The sequence below is a fragment of the Micromonospora sp. NBC_01740 genome (genome assembly GCF_035920365.1).
GTDB lineage: Bacteria > Actinomycetota > Actinomycetes > Mycobacteriales > Micromonosporaceae > Micromonospora > Micromonospora reichwaldensis.
This window is the reverse complement of the sequence record NZ_CP109150.1, coordinates 5,141,630-5,162,050: the sequence shown is the minus strand read 5'-3', so window position 1 is coordinate 5,162,050 and position 20,421 is coordinate 5,141,630. Positions and strand designations below refer to the sequence as shown.

The window sequence follows — 20,421 nt, the reverse complement described above, 5'->3', positions numbered from 1 at the left end:
CGGGGCGCGGCGAGGAGGGCGGGTCCCACCATAGATACATGACGCATCCCTCCCCGTCGGGCCGGACGGCCGCGCCCTCGGCCGCCGAACGCGCCTACCGGCACCTCAAGCGCGAGATCCTGGAGCAGATCCACCCGGGCGGGTCGCTGGTCAGCGAGGGGGAGATCGCCGAGGCCACCGGGGTCTCCCGCACCCCGGTCCGGGAGGCGCTGCTCCGCCTGGAGGCGGAGGGACTGGTCCGCCTCTACCCCAAGCGGGGCGCCCTGATCCGCCCGGTCTCCGCCCGCGAGATCACCGACGTGATCGAGGCGCGGCGGCTGGTCGAGCTGCACGCCGCCGAGCGGGTCTGGCCCCGGCGCGCGGCGCTGCGGGGCGACCTCGCCGCCCGGCTGGCCGAGATGCGGGACGCGCACGCCGCCGGTGACCTGGCCGCGTTGATGCAGGCCGACCGGGCGTTCCACGCCACCGTCGTGGACGCCGCCGGCAACGAGATCCTCGCCGAGCTGTACCAGCGGCTGCGCGACCGGCAGCTGCGGATGGGGGAGGCTAGCTTCCGGCTCTCGCCCGGCTGGGCCGAGACGGCGCTCACCGAGCACGCCGACCAGCTCGCCGCACTCGACTCCGACGACCCCGGGCGCTGGCTCGCCGCCGTCGCCGCGCACATCGACAACGCCGCGGCCGTGCTGCGGTCCCTGCGGTGAGGGTGCTGACCGCGCCGCTCGCCCCGCTCCGCTCGGCGGGCGGCCTCGTCTGGGGCGTGGCCGTGTCCGCGTACGTGGCCGCCGTGTTCCACCGCAGCTCGCTCGGCGTCACCGGCGTCGACGCGGCACACCGCTTCGAGGTCAACGCCTCGGCGCTGGCCACCTTCTCCGTCGCCCAGCTCGCCGTGTACGCGGCGATGCAGGTGCCGGTCGGCGTGCTGCTCGACCGGTTCGGGTCCCGCCGGCTGCTCATCGCCGGCGGCGCGCTGATGGTCGCCGGCCAGCTCTGCTTCGCCCTGGCCACCGACGTGCCCCTGGCGATCGCCGCCCGCGTGTTGATCGGGCTCGGCGACGCCATGACGTTCATCAGCGTGCTGCGCATCGTGGCGCTGTGGTTCCCGGGGCGGCGCTACGCGATGATGACCCAGCTCACCGGCACGCTCGGCCAGCTCGGGGCGATCCTCGGCGCCGTACCGCTGGTGGCCCTGCTGCACTCGGCGGGCTGGACGCCCGCCTTCCTCACCGCCGGGGCGGTCGGGGCGACCGTGCTGCTGATGGTCGTCGTCGCCGTCCGGGACACCCCGGGCGGGCCGGTCCCGGCTGGCGCGGCGCCCACCCTCACCGACGTCCGCCGGGAACTCGCCGCCGCGTGGGCCCAGCCGGGCACCCGGCTGGGGCTCTGGACGCACTTCGTCACCCAGTTCTCCGGCGCGGTGTTCGCCCTGCTCTGGGGGTACCCGTTCCTGGTGCAGGGGCAGGGGCTCAGCCCGACCAGGGCGGCGTCGCTGCTCACCCTGATGACCGCCGCCATGCTGCTGACCGGGCCGGTGGTGGCGCACCTCTGCGCCCGGCACCCGTTCCACCGTTCGGTGCTGGTCTTCGCGATCACCGGCGCCACCGCCGTGGTCTGGGCCGTCGTGCTCGCCTGGCCGGGACGCGCGCCGGGTTGGCTGCTGGTCACGCTGGTGCTGGTGCTCGCGGTCAACGGCCCGGCCTCCCTCATCGGCTTCGACTACGCGCGCAGCTTCAACCCGGTCAACCGGATCGGCAGCGCCACCGGGGTCGTCAACGTCGGCGGCTTCGTCGCCTCGATCGTGCTGGTGCTGGCCGTCGGCGTGGTGCTGGACCTGGCCACCCCGGCCGGTCGGGCCACCCCGGACCTGACCGCCTTCCGGTGGGCCTTCGCCGTGCAGTACGTCCTCTGGGCGCTCGGCGCGGTCCAGGTGCTGCGCTACCGCAACGCGGCCCGCCGCGAGCTCGCCGCGCGGACACCCGCCGCGACGCCGACCTGACCGTCGCACCGGCCGTGTCACGCCCACCGCCCTCCCGGGGCGCGGCGCGTGACGCGGCGCGGGCATGGTCGCGCGCCGCCGGCGCGGGACCTCAGCGCCGTCGGCGGCCGTGGGTGAGGTCGTCCAGCACCAGGGTCAGGCCGGCCCCGAGCAGCCAGACGTCCTTGGCCAGGCCGATGCCCTGCTGGGTGGGCCGCAGGCTGCCCGCCTCGCGCATCCCCGGCGTCCGCAGGTAGAGCTGCACCAGGCCCGCGCCGAACGCCGCCAGCCCCAGACCGGCCAGCGCCGACGGTACGAACGGCGCGAGCAGCGCGGCGCCCAGGGCGATCTCGGCCCGGGAGAGCAGCCGGGCGAACCGGTCCGGATCGAGCTTGCCGAGCTGCGGGACGGCGCCGACGGCCATCCCGTGCATGCCCTGCGCGGCCTCCCCCTCCAGCGACCGCTTGCCCATCCCCGAGTTGAGGACGAACGCGCCGATGCTGACCCGCAGCGGCAGATGGCTGATCCTCATGGCGCACTCCCGTCCGAGCGTCGAACCGTGCCCCCGCCTACCCCTCGCCGCCCGCGATAACCGCCCGACGGCCCCGGTCGTCCGCGACGATCGGGAGTAGGTTCGGCCCGAGGAACGTGATCGGGTGCCGCGTCAGGGCACCGACGGACGGCGGCGCGGCGCGTCGGCGTGGAGCAGGAGGAAGCGTGAGCCAGGAGGTCAGGGGAGTCATCTCCCGCAGCAAGGGCGCGCCGGTCGAGGTGACCACGATCGTGCTGCCCGACCCGGGGCCGGGCGAGGCGATCGTACGGATCCAGTCCTGCGGGGTCTGCCACACCGACCTGCACTACCGGGAGGGCGGCATCAACGACGACTACCCGTTCCTGCTCGGCCACGAGGCCGCCGGCGTCGTCGAGCAGGTCGGGCAGGGCGTCGACGGCGTCGCGCCGGGCGACTTCGTGGTGCTCAACTGGCGGGCCGTCTGCGGCGTGTGCCGCGCCTGCCGCCGGGGCCGCCCGTGGTACTGCTTCGCCACCCACAACGCGGCGCAGAAGATGACCCTCACCGACGGCACCGAGCTCACGCCCGCGCTGGGCATCGGCGCCTTCGCGGAGAAGACCCTGGTCCACGCCGGGCAGTGCACCAAGGTCGACCCGGCGGCCCGGCCCGCCGCCGTCGGACTGCTCGGCTGCGGCGTGATGGCCGGTCTCGGTGCCGCCATGAACACCGGCGGGGTCACCCGGGGCGACTCGGTGGCCGTGATCGGCTGCGGCGGCGTCGGCGACGCGGCGGTCGCCGGCGCCGTGCTGGCCGGCGCGACGACGATCGTCGCGGTGGACACCGACCCCCGCAAGCTCGACTGGGCCCGCAAGTTCGGGGCCACGCACACCGTCAACGCCCGAGACGACGACCCGGTCGAGGCGATCCGCGCCGCCACCGGCGGCTTCGGCGCCGACGTGGTGATCGACGCGGTAGGCCGCCCCGAGACCTGGAAGCAGGCCTTCTACGCCCGCGACCTGGCCGGCACCGTCGTACTGGTCGGCGTGCCGACCCCGGAGATGACCGTCGACCTGCCGCTGCTCGACGTCTTCGGCCGCGGCGGCGCGCTCAAGTCGAGCTGGTACGGCGACTGCCTGCCCAGCCGCGACTTCCCCATGCTCACCGAGCTCTACCTGCAGGGCCGGCTCGACCTGGACGCCTTCGTCACCGAGGAGATCGCCCTGGACCAGGTCGAGGAGGCGTTCGCCCGGATGCACCGGGGCGACGTGCTGCGCTCGGTGGTGGTCCTCTGATGGCGGCCCGCGTCGACCACGCCGTCACCTCCGGAACGTTCTCCCTCGACGGCCAGACCTTCGACGTGGACAACAACGTGTGGGTGGCCGGCGACGACGCCGAGTGCGTCGTCGTCGACGCCCCGCACGACGTCGACGCGATCCTGGCCGCCGTCGGCGACCGACGGGTCCGGGCGATCCTCGCCACCCACGCGCACGACGACCACGTCCGGGTGGCCCCGGCGCTGGCCCGGGCCACCGGCGCTCCGGTGCTGCTGCACCCCGCCGACCGGGTGCTGTGGGACATGGTGCACCCCGACGAGGCGCCGGGCGGGGAGCTGCGCGACGGGCAGACCGTCGAGGTGGCCGGGACCGCGCTGACCGTGCTGCACACGCCCGGCCACAGCCCCGGCGCGTGCAGCTTCCACGCGCCGCAGCTCGGCGTCGTGTTCACCGGCGACACGCTCTTCGCCGGCGGGCCGGGGGCGACGGGACGCTCGTACAGCGACTTCGGCACGATCGTCGCCTCGATCCGGGACCGGCTGCTCACCCTCCCGCCGGAGACGGTCGTGCACACCGGGCACGGGGAGAGCACCACCGTCGGCGCGGAGGCTCCCCACCTCGACGAGTGGCTGGCCCGCGGGCACTGACTCCGCACCCAGCCACCAGCGGTCCCGGCAGCCGCTCAGCGACTGTCCGGGGCCGCTCCGCGTCCGCCGCCGCCGCGTGCGGTCACGCCGGCGCTCTCCCGGTCGCCGTCCGAGGTGACGGCGTCGAGCGCAAGGTCACGCCGGGTGCCGCACGTACATCCGGATGGTCGTCCCGGCGGCGGTGGTGTGCACGCGGACCAGGTCGCACAGCGCCTGCACGATCACCAGCCCCCGGCCGCCGATGCCGTTCGCGGCCGGGGTCAGCCGCCCGGCCAGCGGGTCGGCCAGCCAGCCGTCGTCGCGGATCTCGCAGACCAGGTGCTCGGCGGTACGCCATACGCGCAGCACGCCGGTGCCGCCGGCGTGCGCGACGCTGTTCGTCGCCAGCTCGGTCACCGCGATCTGGAGATCGGCCAGCCGGTCCTCGTCCAGCCCCACGGCCGCGCCGTGCCCGGCCACGAACCGGCGCACCGCGGACAGCGTGTCGACCTCGTAGACCAGCGCCGAAACGGGCTCCGTCGGGCTCGGCAGGGGCTTGTTGTAGCGGGCGACCACGTCCGCCGGGGCGTACCGGGCACTCGGCCGTCGTCCGGCGTCGTCGACGAGGATCGGGTGCGTGGCGTACGCGTCGGCCAGCACGTCGGCGTCGAGCCCAACGGTGTCGTACGGGCAGAGGATGGTCGCCTCGCGGCCGGCGAACGCCATGTTGATCAGCGCCTCGTGCTGGGCGCACGCCGGATACTCCGTGTCGCTGCGCCCGGCCCAGATCGGCTCGCCGATGATCCGTGCGCGGCGGCCGGCGTGCTGCTCGATGAACGCCTGCAACACCCAGGGGATGATCCGGCCCGGGTTCCGGCCGGCCTCCGACATGTCCGCCCAGCGCACCGCGTCCGTGGGGCCGACGGCGGCGCGGACCAGCCGCAGGTTCGCGCCGGGCATCGCGACCAGCACCGGCTCCCCGGCGGCGAGACCGTCGGTGATGAACGGCACCGTGCCCGCGAGCAGACCGTCCCGATCGTGGTAGAAGAGCCCCTCGTGTACGAAGGCGCCCGCCGCCTGCGCGTGCCGCGCCCCGGTCACGCCGGCTGTCCCAGGGCGGTGGCGAACCCGGTCTCGCGCAGCCGCCGGTGGCGGCACCGCGCGACCATCCGGTGGGGCACCTGCTCGACCACCGCACCACCAGTCATTCGTCACCTTCCGCTTCGGGCCCCACTGTAATCGCCGGTCCCGGTGCCGGCCCACCGGGTGAAACGACGCCGCCCATCCGGCCCGGCACGGGCCGGGCACCGCCCGCCCACGGCCGTGACCAGGGGTCACGATCGCTCGTCTGGTGGCGACCTCCGGGTGGCCCTGGAGGGTGGACGACAGCCGCGACGCCTCGCCCTCCGGAACCGAAAACGGGGTGCGTCCCGGCCCGCTGATAAGGGAGATTCGTCGCCGTGCGACCCACCACCGAACCGGCCGCCACGCATGCGGCGCCGGCACTCACCCCCGCCCAACGCGCCGCCCTCGCGCACGTACGCGAGACGGCGCTGCGCGAGCGTCCCGCCGCCCTGGCCGCCATCGCCCGGGCGCTCGCCGGCTCGGGTGTCGCACACGGGCCGGAGCACCTGATCGCGGCGGTCGGCGCGAACGGGCGGCTCACCCTGAACTTCCACCCGGACCGGCTGCTCGCCGACGGGCGTACGGTCGCCGACGCCCTCACCGCCGAGGGCGTCTACCGCAGCCAGTTCGAGACCGGCATCTCCAACGGCGGCCTGACGGCCTTCCCCGGCGGCGACCGGGACCGCTGGGAGGAGACGCTCTTCGGCGGCGCCTACCAGACGGCCGGCGTACGCCCCGCCGACCGGCCGAAGTACGGCGGCCTGAACCTGCTCGACCATCCGGACGGCGCGTGCCCCCGGTTCGGCTCCTGCCACCTGCGGCTGCGTCCGCAGGTGCTGGCGCGGGCCACGTTCTGCTTCGGCGACAGCCACCTCGGGCCCCGCGACCTGGGCACCGTGGACGTCTTCGAACCGGTGCTGGCGGCACTGCTGGCCGCGACCGACGGAACGGGAGTCAGCCTCGGCGTGCCGGGCGACGTGGTGACCCTGACCCGGGCGCTGCTGCGCCGGCGCGAGGACGCCGCGTGGGCCCCCGGCGCGGCGGGCCGCGCGCTCGACGACTACATCGAGGCGCAGGTCCACGGCGAGCTGAGCCTCGCCCGGGACGTCGCGGCGATGGTCGTCGACCCGTCCTTCCGGGGCACCGAGACCGGGGCGACGCTCGCCGCGCTCGCCCGGCGGCACGGCTTCGCCCTGCGCTGGCACGCCGGGTTCGCGCTGCCCGTCGACCGGATCGACGCGGAGTTCCGGGGACCGGCCATCCCGCCGCTGGCCGCCCGGGTGCACGCCGAGTTCGCTCGCCCGGGCGAACTCATCGACGCCGCCCTGATCGGCCGCGCGGCGGTCTCGGTGGTCACGGAACCGTCCCGCTGGGCCGACCGCGGGCCGACGGAGGTCACCCTCCAACACCTCAAGCAGCTCTGGCACGTCCTCGTGCGCTTCGGCGCCCCCCGCGCCACCTAGGACGACCGGCCCCCAGATCCTGCGCGCCTGTCGTCGGGTGAGCCGCCGCCTCGACCGGGTGGATCGTCCCAGCCGTCCGGTTGCGCCGCGAGCCTCCGGGACATCACCGCCCGTGCCTGCCTGTCACGAGTGTCGAGTGACCCGGGTCACAGCCGACCGGCACCCGCTCATATCCGGAATGACCGACAGGGTCGGGCTGGTTGTGTCCCCCGTACCGCCGGAACCGAAACCCCGTCCGGCGCGGAAGTTTCCCCCGAAGGAGTGCTCATCCAGGGAGCGCTTCGCCTGACCGAAAGGGCAACCATCGTGAAGTACGACTTCACTCGATGGCTCCCGGCCATCGCGAAGGACTCGAAGGACTCGAACCGCAGGATCGCGCTGAGCGTGGTGGGTGTCGCCGCCCTCGGCGGCCTGGCCCTCGGGCCGACGGCCGTGGCCGCCCCGGTCACCACCGCACCCCACGAGGGCGCCGTGGCGGCCATCGAGCAGGCCACCGGCAAGGGCAGGCCGGGCGCGGCCGACGAGTCGGCCCTGACCACGGGCGGTACCACCACCAAGCCGTCCGCCGACAAGCCCAGCCGCGAGGAGCTGGTCCCGCACGGCGTGCAGGGCGCCCAGTCGCGCATCCCGCTCGACGACGCGCAGCTCGCCAACGCCCGGGCCATCATCGAGGAGGCCAAGGAGACCGGCGTGGGGGAGCGGGGCGCCGTCATCGGGATCGCCACCTCGCTGCAGGAGTCGAAGCTCTACAACCTCGGCCACCTGGGCGCGTACAACGACCATGACTCGCAGGGCCTGTTCCAGCAGCGTCCGTCGTCGGGTTGGGGTTCGCCCGACCAGATCACCGACCCCGAGTACGCCTCGCAGGCGTTCTTCAGCGCGCTCAAGAACGTGGGCGGCTGGCAGGACCTGCCGCTGACCTCCGCCGCGCAGACGGTGCAGGTCTCGGCCTACCCCTTCGCGTACGCGCAGTGGGAGGAGCAGGCGGCGGACGTCGTTTCCCAGCTCTGGTGACACCCGCGTGACACCGGCCGGCCCCCGCCTCGGGGGCCGGCCGGTCGCGTCCATGCCGACGACGCCCGCATCTGAACCGCTGTCCGGCCGCAGCCGGCGCAGCATCTCGTCGTGGTGGATCAGCCGGGCCCTGTCGAGCTGCCCCGTTCACGAGACCACCTCCCAGCCCCCTGGCTCGCGCCGCCGTCCGAGGTCACCGGTGGAACACCACGGGTGTCACCGGTGCCGGGAGACACCCATGGTGTTCCACCGGTGGCGGTCGTCCCTGCTACGTCCGCCGCGCCTCGGCCGGCCACTCGCCGATCTTGGAAGCAACAGGCCCCGCCAGGGGCCCGTATCTGCCAAGGTCTCCCCGCAGCTTGCCGATGAGGGTCCCGTGCGTGGCGTCCGGCCCGCCGGAGAGCCGCCGATGAGGCGTCCGTGCGCGGCGTCCGGTTCAGGCCCCGGCGTCCCGGATGGGCTTCGTTGCAGGCTGCGTGCCCGTCGGCACGTTTGCTGCGGCCGCGGTCTGTGGTCGTCGGGGTCGCCCAGTGATGAGATGTCCGGTTCGGGGGTGTGACCGGGGGGCATCGTGGGGGCGGAATCGTGGCGGGGGCGGGGTCGTTACACCCTGCGTACGACCGAGCAAGACCCACGCCGCCGAGGTCACGCCGCCCGATGGGTTGGCGGGCCCGGGGCCCCCGGAATGTTGGCGGGCCGGCGGTGGTTACACATGGTTCGGCCGAGGTGAGGGCTTCCCCCGCCCCGCACGACAGCCCGGCCCCGCTCTTCGGCCCGCACAGGGTTGGACTTCCGGCCGGCACGGCCGATCTGATCTTTCGTCTGGTCTTTCCTTCGGCTTGATCGCTTGATCGTCGGAGATTCTCTCCAGGTTTCGCTGGAGAGCCCCCTTGAGTTCGCATGAGCCTCCTTGAGTTCGCATGAGCGCCGACGGTGCTTGCATCCGCGTGAAGCCGATCCCCCTTTCGGTGTGTGGGTGCCGACCCCCGAATGGAGCGTTTCTGATGAACACGATCATTCGTAAGAGCGTTCTTGGTGTTGCTGGTCTCGCGTTCGCCGGTGGCGTGTTCGCCGGTCCCGCGACCGCGCAGGCGGTCCCGTCGGTGGAGTCGACGCCGGTGGCAGTTGTCGTGCAGGCCGACAAGCCGTCGGTCGACAAGGCCACGCTGATCCCGCACGGTGTGCAGGGCGCCCAGTCGCACGTCGACCTGTCCGACGAGCAGGTCGCCAACGTCAAGGCCATCATCGCGGCGACGAAGAAGGCCGGCATGGACGAGCGCGCCGCCGTGGTCTCCATCGCGACGGCGTTGCAGGAGTCGAAGTTGGAGAACCTGGGTCATCTGGGTGACCGCAACGACCATGACTCGCAGGGCCTGTTCCAGCAGCGTCCGTCCAGTGGTTGGGGCACGGTCGAGCAGATCACCGATCCGGAGTACTCGACGATGGCGTTTCTGAAGGGTCTGAAGCAGGTCGACGGGTGGCAGGACATGCCCCTGACGAAGGCCGCCCAGACGGTGCAGGTGTCGGCGTACCCGGACCATTACGCCCAGTGGGAGCAGCAGGCCGCCGACCTCGTGGCCGAGCACTGGAACAGCTGACAGCAGTAGCCGAATCGCCGCTGGCCGGCACCCCAACCGGGGTGCCGGCCAGACGCACCCCAACCGGGGTGCCGGCCAGACGCATGTCGGGCCACGATGACCGGTGGCAGAGCAGGGCGAGCGCGGCGACCTGGCGTCCCACCGGCGGGTGCTGGCCGGGGGCGTCGGCCGTCGTGGCGGCTGGCCCAGGCCTGGCTCGACGCCCGGCTGGAACTGCTGGAGACCGTAGTCACCGGCGGTGGCCGAAGGCGACGTCGACCAGGGCCGCCACCAGCGCGAGTGCGATCACCCCGGCGGCCAGCAGCAGCGAGTGCCGGAACGCGAGCGAGAAGTCCCCGCCGCTGGCGGCCAGCGAGGAGAAGAAGACCGAGCCGACGGCGGCGATCCCGGCGGCGGACCCGATCCGCTGGCCGGTCTGGAGCATGCCGGCCCCGCTGCCCGCCTGCCGCACCGGTACCTGGGACAGGGTCAGCGTCTGGTTCGGCGCGATCACCAGACCGCTGCCGAGCCCGGCCACCAGCAGGGGGGCCGCGGTCAGCCACGGCACGGCGGCGCCCCTCGGGGCCAGGTTCAGCACGACGACCACCGCGACGAGTCCCACCACCACGGTGAGCAGCCCGACCGCGACCAGGGGACGCCCGAAGCGGTTGACGATCCGGCCGCCGAGCGCGGACGCTGCGGCCGAGCCCAGCGCGAACGGGGTGATGGCCAGGCCGGCGACCAGTGCGCTGTAGCCGAGGCCGTTCTGCAGGTAGAGCGTGAAGATGAAGAAGATCGCCGTGAACCCGCCGAAGTAGAGCAGCGCGATGAGCGATCCCAGGGCGTACGACCGGAAGCCGAACAGCCCCAGGTCGAACAGCGGTTCCTGGCGGCGGCCGTACCACCGTTCCCACGCCCCGAAGACGGCCAGGGCGAGCAGCCCCGCCGGAACGAGCAGCCACTTCGCCGGGCTCCGCCATTCCTGCTGCACCAGCGGCAACAGCACGGCCAGCACTCCCACGCCGAGCAGCAGCACCCCGACGGGGTCCAGCCGCCGGTGGTCGCGTGGGCCGGCGGGTCGGCCGGGGAGCAGCCGCCAGCCGAGGACCACCGCGAGGATGCCGACGGGCACGTTGACGAAGAACACCCACCGCCAGCCGTGCGCCTCGCCGCCGACGGCGATCAGCAGGCCGCCGAGCAGCGGGCCGACGGCCGTGGAGATGCCGATGGTGGCGCCGAGCAGCCCGAACGGGCGACCCCGCTCCGGCCCCTGGAAGAGCTCCTGGATGAGCCCGGTGACCTGCGGGTTCACCACCCCGGCGGCGGCGCCCTGGATCAGCCGGGCCGCGATCAGCCATCCGGGCGAGGCGGCCAGCCCGGCCAGCGCGCTGGCCAGGGTGAAAAGGGCGATCCCGAAGACGAACGCGCTTCGCCGGCCGCGTGCGTCGCCGAAGCGGCCGGCGGAGACCAGCACCAGCCCGAACGTCAGGGCGTACCCGGAGAGCACCCACTGCAGGTCGCTGGGGGAGGCCCCGAGGGCGCGGTCGATGGACGGGACGGCGACGTTGACGATGCTCACGTCGAGCAGCGTCATGAACGCGGCGACCAGCCCGACCCCGAGGGCCTGCCAGCGGCGCCGGTCGTCCGGCGGCGCGGTCGTGTCGGCCGGGCTCATCGTGCCTCCCGTGGACCAGTGATCGGGCATCGTCGAGCGCTACCCCGGTCCCCGGGAGGCGAACCATCGCGAGGTGCTCGGGGGCTCACGCCATCTGGCGGGCGCAGAACCGGGGACCGAAGTCCAGCCCGGCCATCGGCGAGTCCTCCCGGTGCAACAGGTTCTTCTCGGTGAGCTGGTGCAGCGGCGCCCGCAGCTGCTCCTCGGTGAGACCGGCCTCCTCGGCGATCAGGTCCGGGTACGGCACCTGTCCCCGGGCCTCCAGCGCCGCGACCGCGTCGTACACCCGCTCCTCGACATCCGACAGTTGCACCTGCCGCATGGCCTTTCCTCCTTCGCCTGTCCCGCCCCTGCGCGGGCGGTTACGCCGCTGCGGTTACCCGGTGGACGGGCGAAGATGCCCACCCGATCGGGCGGTGCCGGTGGCCGCGCCGTCGGCGCCGCGGGCTGCGGTTTGCCCTAGGCTGCACCAGTGATCGTCTGGGATCTCGCCGTCGTCGGCGCCGGCCCCGCCGGGCTCTCCGCCGCCCACGCCGCCGCCCGAGCGGGCGTGCGCACACTGGTGGTGGAGCGCGCCGCGCACCCGCGTTACAAGACCTGCGGGGGCGGTCTGATCGGCACCTCGCTCGCGGCCGTGGCCGACCGGATCGAGGTGCCCGCGCACGACCGGGTCGACCGGGTGACGTTCACCCGGGACGGGCGTCGCCGGTTCACCCGCCGCCATCCCGGCGGGCCGCTGGTGAGCATGGTCCGCCGGGAGGAGTTCGACGACCGACTGCGGGCCGCCGCGGTCGCCGCCGGTGCCGAGGTGCGCGAGCGCGTCGCGGTCCGCGCGGTCGAGCAGGACCCCGACGTCGTACGCCTCAGGCTGGCCGACGGGGACACGGTCCACGCGCGGACGGTGGTCGGGGCGGACGGCTCCTCGGGGGTGACCGCCCGGCACGTGGGGGTCACCCACCGGCAGGTGGACCTGGGGCTGGAGCTGGAGCTGCCCGTGCCGCCGGAGGAGCAGGCCCGCTGGCGGGGCCGCCTCCTGCTGGACTGGGGTCCGCTGCCCGGCTCGTACGCCTGGGTCTTTCCTAAGGGCGACCGGCTGACGGTCGGGGTGATCGCCGCCCGGGGCGAGGGGGAGCGGACCAGGGCCTACCTGCGCGGGTTCGTGGACCGGCTGGGTCTGTCCGGGGTGGAGCCGGCGCACGACTCCGGCCACCTGACCCGCTGCCGGGCCGAGGACTCGCCCCTGCGTCGGGGCCGGGTGCTGGTCGCGGGCGACGCTGCGGGGCTGCTGGAGCCGTGGAGCCGGGAGGGGATCAGCTACGCGCTGCGTTCCGGCGAACTGGCCGGCGCGGCGGTCGCCGCCGGTGACCTGGCGGGTTACGACCGCAGGGTCACCCGGGACCTGGTGCCGTCGATGCGCGCCGGGCACCGGCTGCTCGACGTGTTCGCCCGGCGGCCGGGGGTCTTCCACGCGCTGTTGGCCACGCCGCCGGGCTGGCGGATGTTCGTGCGGTTCTGCCAGGGCCGGGCGAGCTTCGACGAGACGTTGCGTCGCGCCCCGGTCCGGGCGGCGCTGGCGCTGCTGGACCGGCCGCCGAGCGGCTGAACCCGGCCGCGGAGGCCCACACGTCCTGGCCGCGCACGTCCTGGCCGCACCTTCTGGCGCGCAGGCCTGGCCGCACGTCGTCGGCGCGCGCCTGACCAGCACGCCGATCGGGCGCGCCGGACACGCGCCACACGGCAAGCCGGCCCTCGCCTTTTGCCCAGGATCCTAGGATGCCTTAGCGGTGGTGTCCGACGTCACCACCGCACACAATGATGACGTCGAGGGAGAAGTCATGGCAGAAGACCACTCCGGACCGTCGTTCACCGACGAGGAGTACAGCTTCCTGCGGCACGTGCGCTTCGGCGAGCTGCCGCCCGCGGTTCGCCCGGAGGAGCGGACGGCGCTGACCGAGACCGATCCGCGGCGGGACCAGCCGGATCCGGGCGACGAGCGCGACCGGTGGGACCTGCGGCACGGGGCCTGACGCCCTGCCCGGGGAACGGGGGCACAGCTCGATCACCGTTCCTGCCGGTTCTTCGTAGGGCCTGCCCGACGGAGCGAAATCCGGACGAGCGGGAGCGCCCGCGCTGCTAGCCTGGTCGCCATGGCACGAGGTATCTGGTCGCAGAAGATCCGCTCCGCCCGCTGACGGCGGCGCCTGCTCTCTGCTGATCCGCGCTCGCCGTCCCGGTTCCCGCCGGGCGGCCGCTTGCTGCTGCCCGGCTCCACCACGAGCTGCGGAGCACCCTTGAACCTCACCCCGACCACCGAAACCCTGTCCCTGCCCGTCGCGGCGGGCGGCGCCGCGCACGTCCGCGCCAACGGCGTCGCCGTCGTCCGCGGCTCCCGACGGGTCCTCGCCGACGTGTCGGTGACTGTCTCCGCCCGGTCCCGGATCGCCGTCGTCGGCGAGAACGGCCGCGGCAAGACGACGCTGCTGCACGTTCTCGCCGGCCTCATCCCGCCCGACGAGGGCACCGTGCACCGGGCGGGCACGATCGGCCTGGCCCGACAGGAGCTGTCCGCGCGTGACGGTGAGACCGTCGGCACCCTGACGTCCGAGGCGCTGGCCGCGTCGTTGGCGGCCCTCGCCGCGCTGGACGAGGCGTCGCTCGCCGTGGCCGCGGGCGATCCCGGCGCCGGGGACCGCTATGCCGTCGCGCTGGAGGCCGCCACGGGGCTCGACGCGTGGGACGCCGAGCGCCGCATCGATGTCGCCCTGGAGGCCCTGGGTGCGTGCACGGACCGCGACCGCGCGTTGTCGGAGCTCTCCGTCGGGCAGCGCTACCGGGTACGGCTGGCGTGCCTGCTCGGCGCGCGGCACGACGTGCTGCTGCTCGACGAGCCGACCAACCACCTCGACGCCGACGGGCTGGACTTCCTGACCCGCAGGCTGCGCGAGCACGAGGGCGGACTCGCCGTCGTCAGCCACGACCGGGCGCTGCTGCGCGACGTCGCGGACCGGTTCCTCGACCTCGACCCGACGCGCGACGGGACGCCGCGCCTGTACGCCGGCGGCTACGACGCCTGGCAGGACGCCCGGCGCCGCGAACGTGAGTCCTGGGAGCAGGACTACGAGGAGCAGCAGGCCGAGCACCAGCGGCTGCAGAACGCGGTGTCCAAGGCCCGCGACCGGCTTTCCACCGGCTGGCGGCCGGACAAGGGGACCGGTAAGCACCAGCGTCAGTCCCGCGCGCCGGGCGTCGTGCAGGCTCTGCACCGGCAGCAGGATGCCCTCCAGGCGCACCGGATCGACGTGCCGGAGCCGCCGCCGACCCTGCGGTGGGCCGACCTGAGCGTCCGGCGGGGTGCGCCACAGTTGCGGGCGTACGGGGTCGCCGTCGACGGGCGCCTGGCCGACCCGGTCGACCTCACCCTCGACGGCGGCGACCGGCTGCTGGTCACCGGGGCGAACGGCGCCGGGAAGTCCACGCTGCTCGCGGTGCTGGCCGGCGCGCTCCAGCCCACGGACGGACGCGTCTGGACGGCGAAGGAGGCACGGATCGCCCTGATCGACCAGGAGACCGCCGCGCACGACCCCGGCCTCACCGCCCGCGAGGTCCACGCCCGCCACGTGGGGCGGCTGGTGGCCCGCGGGGCGCTCCCTGACGCCGAGGCCGTCCCGCTCGGGGCGCTCGGGCTGCTGGACTCCGACGCGATGCGCACCCCGGTCGGGCGGATGTCGCAGGGGCAGCAGCGGCGCCTCGACCTGGCGTTGGCGCTGGCCGGGCGGCCCGGGCTGATCCTGCTCGACGAGCCGACCAACCACCTGTCGTCGGCGCTGGTCGACGAGCTGACCGAGGCGATCCGCGACACGAGCGCCGCCGTCGTGGTCGCCACGCACGACCGGCAGTTGCTGCGGGACCTCGCCGACTGGCCGCGCCTGGAGCTCGGCGGTCGCGTCACGGGCCGCGAACGACGCTGACCCGGCTCGCGGCGCCGGCCCGGCCCGGTGTCACGTCGCGTACGTGGCACCGGGCCGGTCGTGCCGCCGGGCGCCGGACGGGCCGCAGGCGATCAGCCCACGGCCCGCCCGGTGATGCGGGGATCAGAAGACCGGCACACCCTCGCGCACCAGCCGCCAGTTCGGCTGGTAGAAGTCCGCCGGGTCGATGGTGCCCTTGGCCTGCGCCCAGTCGATCAGCAGCTGCCGGATCTCCTGCTGCTCGTTGTAGACCTGGGTCTTCACGATGCCGGGGAAGTTGCCGCCGCCGCTGCGCCGGTAGTTGTTGACCGCCACCACGAACTGCGCGTTGTCCGCCACCGGCGTGTCGGTGCCGGGCAGCACCAGGCGGGTGACGCGTTGCCCCACCGGCTTGGAGATGTCGATGTCGTAGTCCAGGCCGGAGAAGACGTCGTAGTTGTAGTCCGGCACGGCCGGGTCGCTGATCGTCGCCGGGTCGACCGGGGCGCCGGGGGCGAGGGTCCGGAAGTACTTCGCCGAGTACTCCAGGTAGGCGCGCACCTCGGCGCCGCTGAGCACGACCGCCTCGAGGGTGTTGTCGAAGACGTACAGCCCGGCCACGTCGCGGATCTTCACGTCGCCGGCGGGGAAGACCGCAGTGCGGCTGAACGGTGCCGCGATCGACAGCACGGGCAGGTCCGCGTACGCCGTGCCGGCCAGCGCCTCACCGACGACCTGGGTCTGCACGTGGTTGATGAAGTCCAGGATGGGGGTGTCCCTGTAGCGGCTCTCCGCCGCCGACAGCTCCACGGTGGAGCGGGCCACGACCTGGTTGACGTACGCGACGGTCTTCTGGTGCTGCGCCCGTACGGCGGCGAGGACCTTCGGGTCCTCGACCACGGTGTTGGTGTTCAGCAGGGCGGCGGACTTCTTGGTGATCTTCCAGCGGCCCCGCTCCCGGGCCAGGGTGAAGTCCATCCGGCTCAGCCGCTGGCCCCACTTCGACGGCTCGGTGAGCAGCACCTGCTCGCCGGTCCGCTCGTTGGCCACGAACTTCTCGGCGACCTCGGCGTGGGCGTGGCCGAACAGGATCGCGTCGATGCCGGGGACCTGCTGGGCGATCAGCGCCGTCGGGTTCTCGATCGGCAGCTCCGGGCCGTAGCTGGAGGTGCCGCTGTCGCCGCCGTGGGCGGAGATCAGCACGATGTCGGCGCCGCGCGCCCGCATGATCGGCACGTACTTCGCGGCGGTGGCGATCATGTCGTCGAACCGCAGCTTGCCCTCGACGTTGGCCCGGTCCCAGATCGCGCTGCCCGGGTTGGTCAGGCCGAGGATGCCGACGCGCAGCGGCGGTGCGGCGAAGCCGACGTCGACCTTCTTGATGATGTACGGCAGGAAGGCCGGCTTGCCGGTGGCGACGTTGACGGCGTTGGCGGCCAGCGCCGGGAAGCCCAGCTGCGAGATCCACTTCGCCAGCAGCGGCAGGCCGTAGTTGAACTCGTGGTTGCCCAGCGTCACGGCGTCGTAGCCGAGCACGTTCATGGCGTTGGCCATCGGGTGCGTCGCACCGGTGGTGGTGATCGGCTCCTGCTTGGCGTAGAAGGTGGCCAGCGGGGTGCCCTGGATGGTGTCGCCGGCGTCGAGCACCAGCGTCGCCTTGCCGCGCCGCTCGGCGCGGATCTGCTTGACGAGGGCGGCCAGCTTGGCGACGCCCACGTCGTTGTGCTTGCTGTCGTCGTACTCGGCGTCGGAGTAGTAGTCCCAGTTGTAGACGTTGCCGTGGGTGTCCGACGTGCCGAGGATCGTCAGATCCCAGGTCCGCGACCGGGCCGGGCCGGCCGCCTGGGCGGGGGCGGCGGCGATCAGCGGGACGCTCGCCGCCGCGGCCGCGGCGGCGAGCACCGTCCGACGCGACGGGCCGGAGGGAGAGGTCATGAGGTGCCCTTCCATGGGGGTTCGGGACGCCCGGTGAGCGCCGAGCGCACCATAAACGAGCGGCGGTCACTCCTGCCACAGCCGCCCGAGGTGTTTCATCACACCGGCGCGCGGGGGCATGGTCATGTAACACGGCGACGGCCGTTTCCGCTTGCCGCCGCAGGGTAGGGCGTGGGAGACCCCAGACCCGACCGGTGCGCGAGGAGACGTCGGTGAGCGAGGACCAGCACACCCAGCAGGACCCCACCAGCCAGTACGGCCAGCAGGAGGGACAACCGAAGCAGCAGCAGACGCCGCCCGGCTCGACGGAGGAGATGACCCCGAAGCCGGACCACGGCGAGGAGTCGTACCGCGGCAGCGGCAAGCTCGACGGCCGGCGGGCGTTGATCACCGGTGGCGACTCCGGCATCGGCCGCGCGATCGCCATCGCGTACGCCCGGGAGGGCGCCGACGTGCTCATCTCCTACCTCAGCGAGGAGGAGGACGCCGACGCCCGGGAGACCGTCCGGCTGGTCGAGGAGGCCGGCCGCAAGGGCATCGCGGTGCGCGGCGACATCACCGACGAGGGGCACTGCCAGGAGTTGGTCGAACGGGCCCTGCGCGACCTCGGCGGGATCGACATCCTGGTCAACAACGCGGCCTACCAGATGGCGCAGGACAAGGGCATCCTCGGCATCAGCGGCGAGCAGTTCGACCGGGTGCTGAAGACCAACCTGTACGCGATGTTCTGGCTCTGCCGGGCGGCCGTGCCGCACATGCCCGAGGGCTCGGCGATCATCAACACCTCGTCGATCCAGGCGTTCGACCCCTCGCCGCAGCTGCTGGACTACGCCACCACCAAGGCGGGGATCGCCAACTTCACCAAGGCGCTCGCCGCCGACCTGGCCGAGCGGGGGATCCGGGTGAACGCGGTGGCGCCGGGCCCGATCTGGACGCCGCTGATCCCGGCGACGATGCCGAACGAGAAGGTCGAGAAGTTCGGCCAGGACACCCCGGAGGAACGCCCCGGCCAACCGGCCGAGCTGGCCCCGGCGTACGTCTTCTTCGCCTCCCAGGAATCCAGCTACGTCACCGGCGAGATCCTCGGCGTAACGGGCGGCCGCCCCACGAAGTAACCCCGCCCCTCGCTGCCCCGCCCCCTCGCTGCCCCGCCCCCTCGCTGGCCCGCGTCGATCATGCAGTTGTGGTGCCCCGCAAAAGGGAAGGATCAGTACTTCCCGCCCACCAGAAGTGCATGATCGGCGCGAGAGGTGCGGGGCGCGGGGCGCGCGAAGAGACGGGGGTGGCGGGTGGGTGGTCAGCGGGGCCAGGAGGTCAGGCGGGTACGGACCTGGGCGACGGCGGCGGGGTCCAGGCCGTAGCGGGCGAACCGGCGGTCGGGCAGCCGGTCCAGGTAGCGGCCGGCGGCCCGGACGTCGTTCTCGTCCAGGGCCGGGTCCAGCTGGCGGGCCAGTTCCAGCAACTCCGCCACGTCGTGGTGCTCCAGGGCCGCCGCGACGTCGATGTAGTCCCGGACCTCCCGCCGGTTGACCAGGGCGGCGGTCTTGTTCGCCATCAGGTCCCGTACGTCCATCACCGGGCCGAGGTCCATCACCACCGGGCTCCGGTGCCGGTCGAGGCGGGCCAGGCTGAGCCGGATGAGCCGCCCGTCCCGGCTCACCACGAAGTCCCTCAGGTCCCGGTCGAAGCCGTCGAACAGCTCGGCCAGCTCGCTGTCGGGGTCGGCGTCGGTCACCTCGAACCCGGCCCGCTCCAGTGCCGTCCGTACCCCGTCCGCCGCCGCGGCGGCGGCCCCCTCCACGTCCGCGAACAGGTCCACGTCCTCCGTCGGGCGGGTCACCAGCCCGTGTGCGGCCCAGGCCACCCCGCCGCCGAGCACGAACCGGTACGGCCCGGCGGCGGACAGGGCCACCCGGGCCACCTCGCGGTAGAACTCGTGCGGATGGGGCGTGCTCACGCCGTACGCAGCCCCCGGTGCCGGCTCTCCCACGCCTGGCGTACGCCCCGAGGCAGGTTGAGCAGCCGCCACACCCGGCGCAGCGTGCGCCCGTTGATGAGCAGCCGGAGATCCTCCGCGCGGGTGGTCTCGCGCAGCACGTTCTCGTACATCCAGAGCAACTCGTCCGGATCGCCCAGGTCGAAGGTGCGGTCGGAGTTCCACATCAGCCGCACCGGCAGCTCCACCACGCCACGGGTGGGGCCGGTCAGCTCTGTGAGGGTGCGGGCCACCACGGCGGGCCGCCCCGGACGGGCCAGATGGGCCGTGCGGGTCGGAGCGGGGGAGAGGGCCTGCATGCTGTCAGGGTAACCCCAGGTCGGGCCGCTGGGGATCGCGGTTTCGCCGGTGTCGCGGCTGGCGGGGCGTGGTCGGGATGGTTTTTCGTGCTCCTGGCCGGCGGTGAGCGCGGGTCACCGGGGCTGGGTTCTGCATTCTTGGCGTGGTGGTTACTGTCGGCGCCGGATGGTTTCGTGGGGTGCGGTGCGTCGTGGTGGGGGTGTGGCCCGCCGTGCCCGGCTCCGGGCGGTCAGGCTTGATCCCTGCGCCGGGCACGGCGGGCCACACCCCGTCGGTGGCTACTCTCGCGTCCGTCCGCCGGGCTCCTCCCGGAGATCTTGGCAAGAAACGGCCCCTCCAGGGGCACTCTCGTACCAAGATCTCCACCGGCGCCTCGTGACCCGGGTGTCCCGGGCGACCCCGGTGACCTCAGGGACCCGGGTGACTCAAGTGACCCGAGGACCCGGCTCACCCGGGTTCACTCGGATGAGCCGGATGAGCCCGGTGAGCCTGGTGAGCCTGGTGAGCCAGAGTGAGCCGGGGTGAGCCAGAGTGAGCCAAGTGAGCCGGGTGAGCCGGGAGTGGGTAACCCGTGGACCCGGGTGTGACCGGGTGTCGGTTTCGTGGTGGCTGTCCGGGGCGGGTTGAGCCGGTGAAGTCGTCAGGGGTGGCGTGACGGTGCGCGGGTGTGCGGTTTGTGGGTGTGACCGGGGGCATCGTGGGGGCGGAATCGTGGCGGGGGCGGGGTCGTTACACCCTGCGTACGACCGAGGAAGACCCACGCTGCTGAGGTCTCGCCGCCCGATGGGTTGGCGGGCCCGGGGCCCCGGAATGATCGCGGGCCGGCGGTGGTTACACATGGTCCGGCCGAGGTGAGGGCGTCCCCCGCCCCGCACGACAGCCCGGCCCCGCACGACAGCCCGGCCCCCCGGCCCCCCGGCCCGCACAGGGTTGGACATCCGGCCGGCACGGCCGATCTGATCTTTCGTCTGGTCTTTCCTTCGGCTTGATCGCTTGATCGTCGGAG

At 73.6% G+C, this 20,421-nt stretch carries 18 protein-coding genes; 11 read left to right on the top strand and 7 right to left on the bottom strand.

What is annotated here, in order from left to right:
• The first annotated feature begins 38 nt into the window (after positions 1 to 38).
• Both OG989_RS22940 and OG989_RS22935 read left to right on the top strand, forming a co-directional pair.
• Positions 39 to 701 (top strand): GntR family transcriptional regulator, encoded by a 663-nt coding sequence (locus OG989_RS22940; RefSeq protein WP_327028392.1) that lies wholly within the window; start codon positions 39 to 41, stop codon positions 699 to 701.
• Positions 698 to 1,993, top strand: a complete 1,296-nt coding sequence (locus OG989_RS22935; protein WP_225852058.1) for an MFS transporter — start codon at positions 698 to 700, stop codon at positions 1,991 to 1,993. Before OG989_RS22940 ends, OG989_RS22935 begins: the two co-directional genes overlap by 4 nt.
• 91 nt (positions 1,994 to 2,084) lie before the next feature.
• Here the strand turns inward: OG989_RS22935 and OG989_RS22930 are convergent, their stop codons facing one another.
• Entirely contained in the window at positions 2,085 to 2,504 is a 420-nt protein-coding gene (locus tag OG989_RS22930; RefSeq protein WP_151453683.1) for a hypothetical protein, read from the bottom strand.
• A 185-nt stretch (positions 2,505 to 2,689) separates the two neighbouring features.
• Between OG989_RS22930 and OG989_RS22925 the strand changes: the two genes are divergently transcribed.
• Both OG989_RS22925 and OG989_RS22920 read left to right on the top strand, forming a co-directional pair.
• The gene (locus OG989_RS22925) at positions 2,690 to 3,775 is read left to right on the top strand and encodes an S-(hydroxymethyl)mycothiol dehydrogenase (protein WP_327028391.1); all 1,086 of its coding nucleotides are present in this window, start codon (positions 2,690 to 2,692) and stop codon (positions 3,773 to 3,775) included.
• Positions 3,775 to 4,404, top strand: a complete 630-nt coding sequence (locus OG989_RS22920) for an MBL fold metallo-hydrolase (protein ID WP_327028390.1) — start codon at positions 3,775 to 3,777, stop codon at positions 4,402 to 4,404. Before OG989_RS22925 ends, OG989_RS22920 begins: the two co-directional genes overlap by 1 nt.
• A 135-nt stretch (positions 4,405 to 4,539) precedes the next feature.
• Here OG989_RS22920 and OG989_RS22915 read toward each other — a convergent pair whose 3' ends face one another.
• Entirely contained in the window at positions 4,540 to 5,484 is a 945-nt protein-coding gene (locus OG989_RS22915) for a sensor histidine kinase (protein WP_151453685.1), read from the bottom strand.
• A gap of 359 nt (positions 5,485 to 5,843) precedes the next feature.
• On the opposite strand from OG989_RS22915, the gene OG989_RS22910 reads away from it, so the two are divergent.
• The 3 genes from OG989_RS22910 to OG989_RS22900 all read left to right on the top strand — a co-directional run bounded on the left by OG989_RS22910 (position 5,844) and on the right by OG989_RS22900 (position 9,583).
• On the top strand, positions 5,844 to 6,971 hold the full coding sequence (locus tag OG989_RS22910) for a DUF3626 domain-containing protein (RefSeq protein WP_151453686.1): 1,128 nt from the start codon (positions 5,844 to 5,846) through the stop codon (positions 6,969 to 6,971).
• A 306-nt stretch (positions 6,972 to 7,277) separates the two neighbouring features.
• On the top strand, positions 7,278 to 7,985 hold the full coding sequence (locus OG989_RS22905) for a hypothetical protein (RefSeq protein WP_327028389.1): 708 nt from the start codon (positions 7,278 to 7,280) through the stop codon (positions 7,983 to 7,985).
• Between the two features lie 1,004 nt (positions 7,986 to 8,989).
• Positions 8,990 to 9,583 carry a hypothetical protein gene (locus OG989_RS22900; RefSeq protein ID WP_327028388.1) on the top strand — a complete coding sequence of 198 codons (594 nt, stop codon included), beginning with the start codon at positions 8,990 to 8,992 and terminating at the stop codon, positions 9,581 to 9,583.
• Positions 9,584 to 9,812: 229 nt separating this feature from the next.
• Here OG989_RS22900 and OG989_RS22895 read toward each other — a convergent pair whose 3' ends face one another.
• A complete protein-coding gene (locus OG989_RS22895; RefSeq protein WP_151456839.1) occupies positions 9,813 to 11,237 on the bottom strand; it encodes an MFS transporter in 1,425 nt (474 codons plus the stop codon).
• A gap of 85 nt (positions 11,238 to 11,322) precedes the next feature.
• Entirely contained in the window at positions 11,323 to 11,559 is a 237-nt protein-coding gene (locus OG989_RS22890) for a hypothetical protein (protein ID WP_132239717.1), read from the bottom strand.
• 150 nt (positions 11,560 to 11,709) lie between these two features.
• Between OG989_RS22890 and OG989_RS22885 the strand changes: the two genes are divergently transcribed.
• From OG989_RS22885 to OG989_RS22875, 3 genes are all read left to right on the top strand, one after another.
• The gene (locus OG989_RS22885; RefSeq protein WP_151456838.1) at positions 11,710 to 12,840 is read left to right on the top strand and encodes a geranylgeranyl reductase family protein; all 1,131 of its coding nucleotides are present in this window, start codon (positions 11,710 to 11,712) and stop codon (positions 12,838 to 12,840) included.
• Between the two features lie 232 nt (positions 12,841 to 13,072).
• Positions 13,073 to 13,264 (top strand): hypothetical protein, encoded by a 192-nt coding sequence (locus OG989_RS22880; RefSeq protein ID WP_151456837.1) that lies wholly within the window; start codon positions 13,073 to 13,075, stop codon positions 13,262 to 13,264.
• A gap of 264 nt (positions 13,265 to 13,528) precedes the next feature.
• Positions 13,529 to 15,205 carry an ABC-F family ATP-binding cassette domain-containing protein gene (locus OG989_RS22875; RefSeq protein WP_327028387.1) on the top strand — a complete coding sequence of 559 codons (1,677 nt, stop codon included), beginning with the start codon at positions 13,529 to 13,531 and terminating at the stop codon, positions 15,203 to 15,205.
• A 123-nt stretch (positions 15,206 to 15,328) separates the two neighbouring features.
• Here the strand turns inward: OG989_RS22875 and OG989_RS22870 are convergent, their stop codons facing one another.
• A complete protein-coding gene (locus OG989_RS22870; protein WP_327028386.1) occupies positions 15,329 to 17,119 on the bottom strand; it encodes a bifunctional metallophosphatase/5'-nucleotidase in 1,791 nt (596 codons plus the stop codon).
• Between the two features lie 212 nt (positions 17,120 to 17,331).
• Here OG989_RS22870 and OG989_RS22865 point away from each other — a divergent pair, with 212 nt between their 5' ends.
• Entirely contained in the window at positions 17,332 to 18,234 is a 903-nt protein-coding gene (locus OG989_RS22865; RefSeq protein ID WP_327028385.1) for an SDR family oxidoreductase, read from the top strand.
• A 182-nt stretch (positions 18,235 to 18,416) separates the two neighbouring features.
• Here the strand turns inward: OG989_RS22865 and OG989_RS22860 are convergent, their stop codons facing one another.
• Together OG989_RS22860 and OG989_RS22855 are read right to left on the bottom strand one after the other, a co-directional pair.
• Positions 18,417 to 19,076, bottom strand: coding sequence for a nucleotidyl transferase AbiEii/AbiGii toxin family protein (locus OG989_RS22860; protein WP_327028384.1), 660 nt, complete (start codon positions 19,074 to 19,076; stop codon positions 18,417 to 18,419).
• Positions 19,073 to 19,414, bottom strand: coding sequence for a hypothetical protein (locus tag OG989_RS22855; protein ID WP_327028383.1), 342 nt, complete (start codon positions 19,412 to 19,414; stop codon positions 19,073 to 19,075). The genes OG989_RS22860 and OG989_RS22855 overlap by 4 nt, the downstream gene beginning before the upstream one ends.
• Positions 19,415 to 20,421: the final 1,007 nt, after the last annotated feature.

Coding starts and splice junctions, on each gene's coding strand:
- OG989_RS22920 (WP_327028390.1), top strand. CDS start 3,775: ATGGCGGCCCGCGTCGACCACGCCGTCACCTCCGGAACGTTCTCCCTC.
- OG989_RS22940 (WP_327028392.1), top strand. CDS start 39: ATGACGCATCCCTCCCCGTCGGGCCGGACGGCCGCGCCCTCGGCCGCC.
- OG989_RS22895 (WP_151456839.1), bottom strand. CDS start 11,237: ATGAGCCCGGCCGACACGACCGCGCCGCCGGACGACCGGCGCCGCTGG.
- OG989_RS22890 (WP_132239717.1), bottom strand. CDS start 11,559: ATGCGGCAGGTGCAACTGTCGGATGTCGAGGAGCGGGTGTACGACGCG.
- OG989_RS22930 (WP_151453683.1), bottom strand. CDS start 2,504: ATGAGGATCAGCCATCTGCCGCTGCGGGTCAGCATCGGCGCGTTCGTC.
- OG989_RS22855 (WP_327028383.1), bottom strand. CDS start 19,414: ATGCAGGCCCTCTCCCCCGCTCCGACCCGCACGGCCCATCTGGCCCGT.
- OG989_RS22880 (WP_151456837.1), top strand. CDS start 13,073: ATGGCAGAAGACCACTCCGGACCGTCGTTCACCGACGAGGAGTACAGC.
- OG989_RS22870 (WP_327028386.1), bottom strand. CDS start 17,119: ATGACCTCTCCCTCCGGCCCGTCGCGTCGGACGGTGCTCGCCGCCGCG.
- OG989_RS22900 (WP_327028388.1), top strand. CDS start 8,990: ATGAACACGATCATTCGTAAGAGCGTTCTTGGTGTTGCTGGTCTCGCG.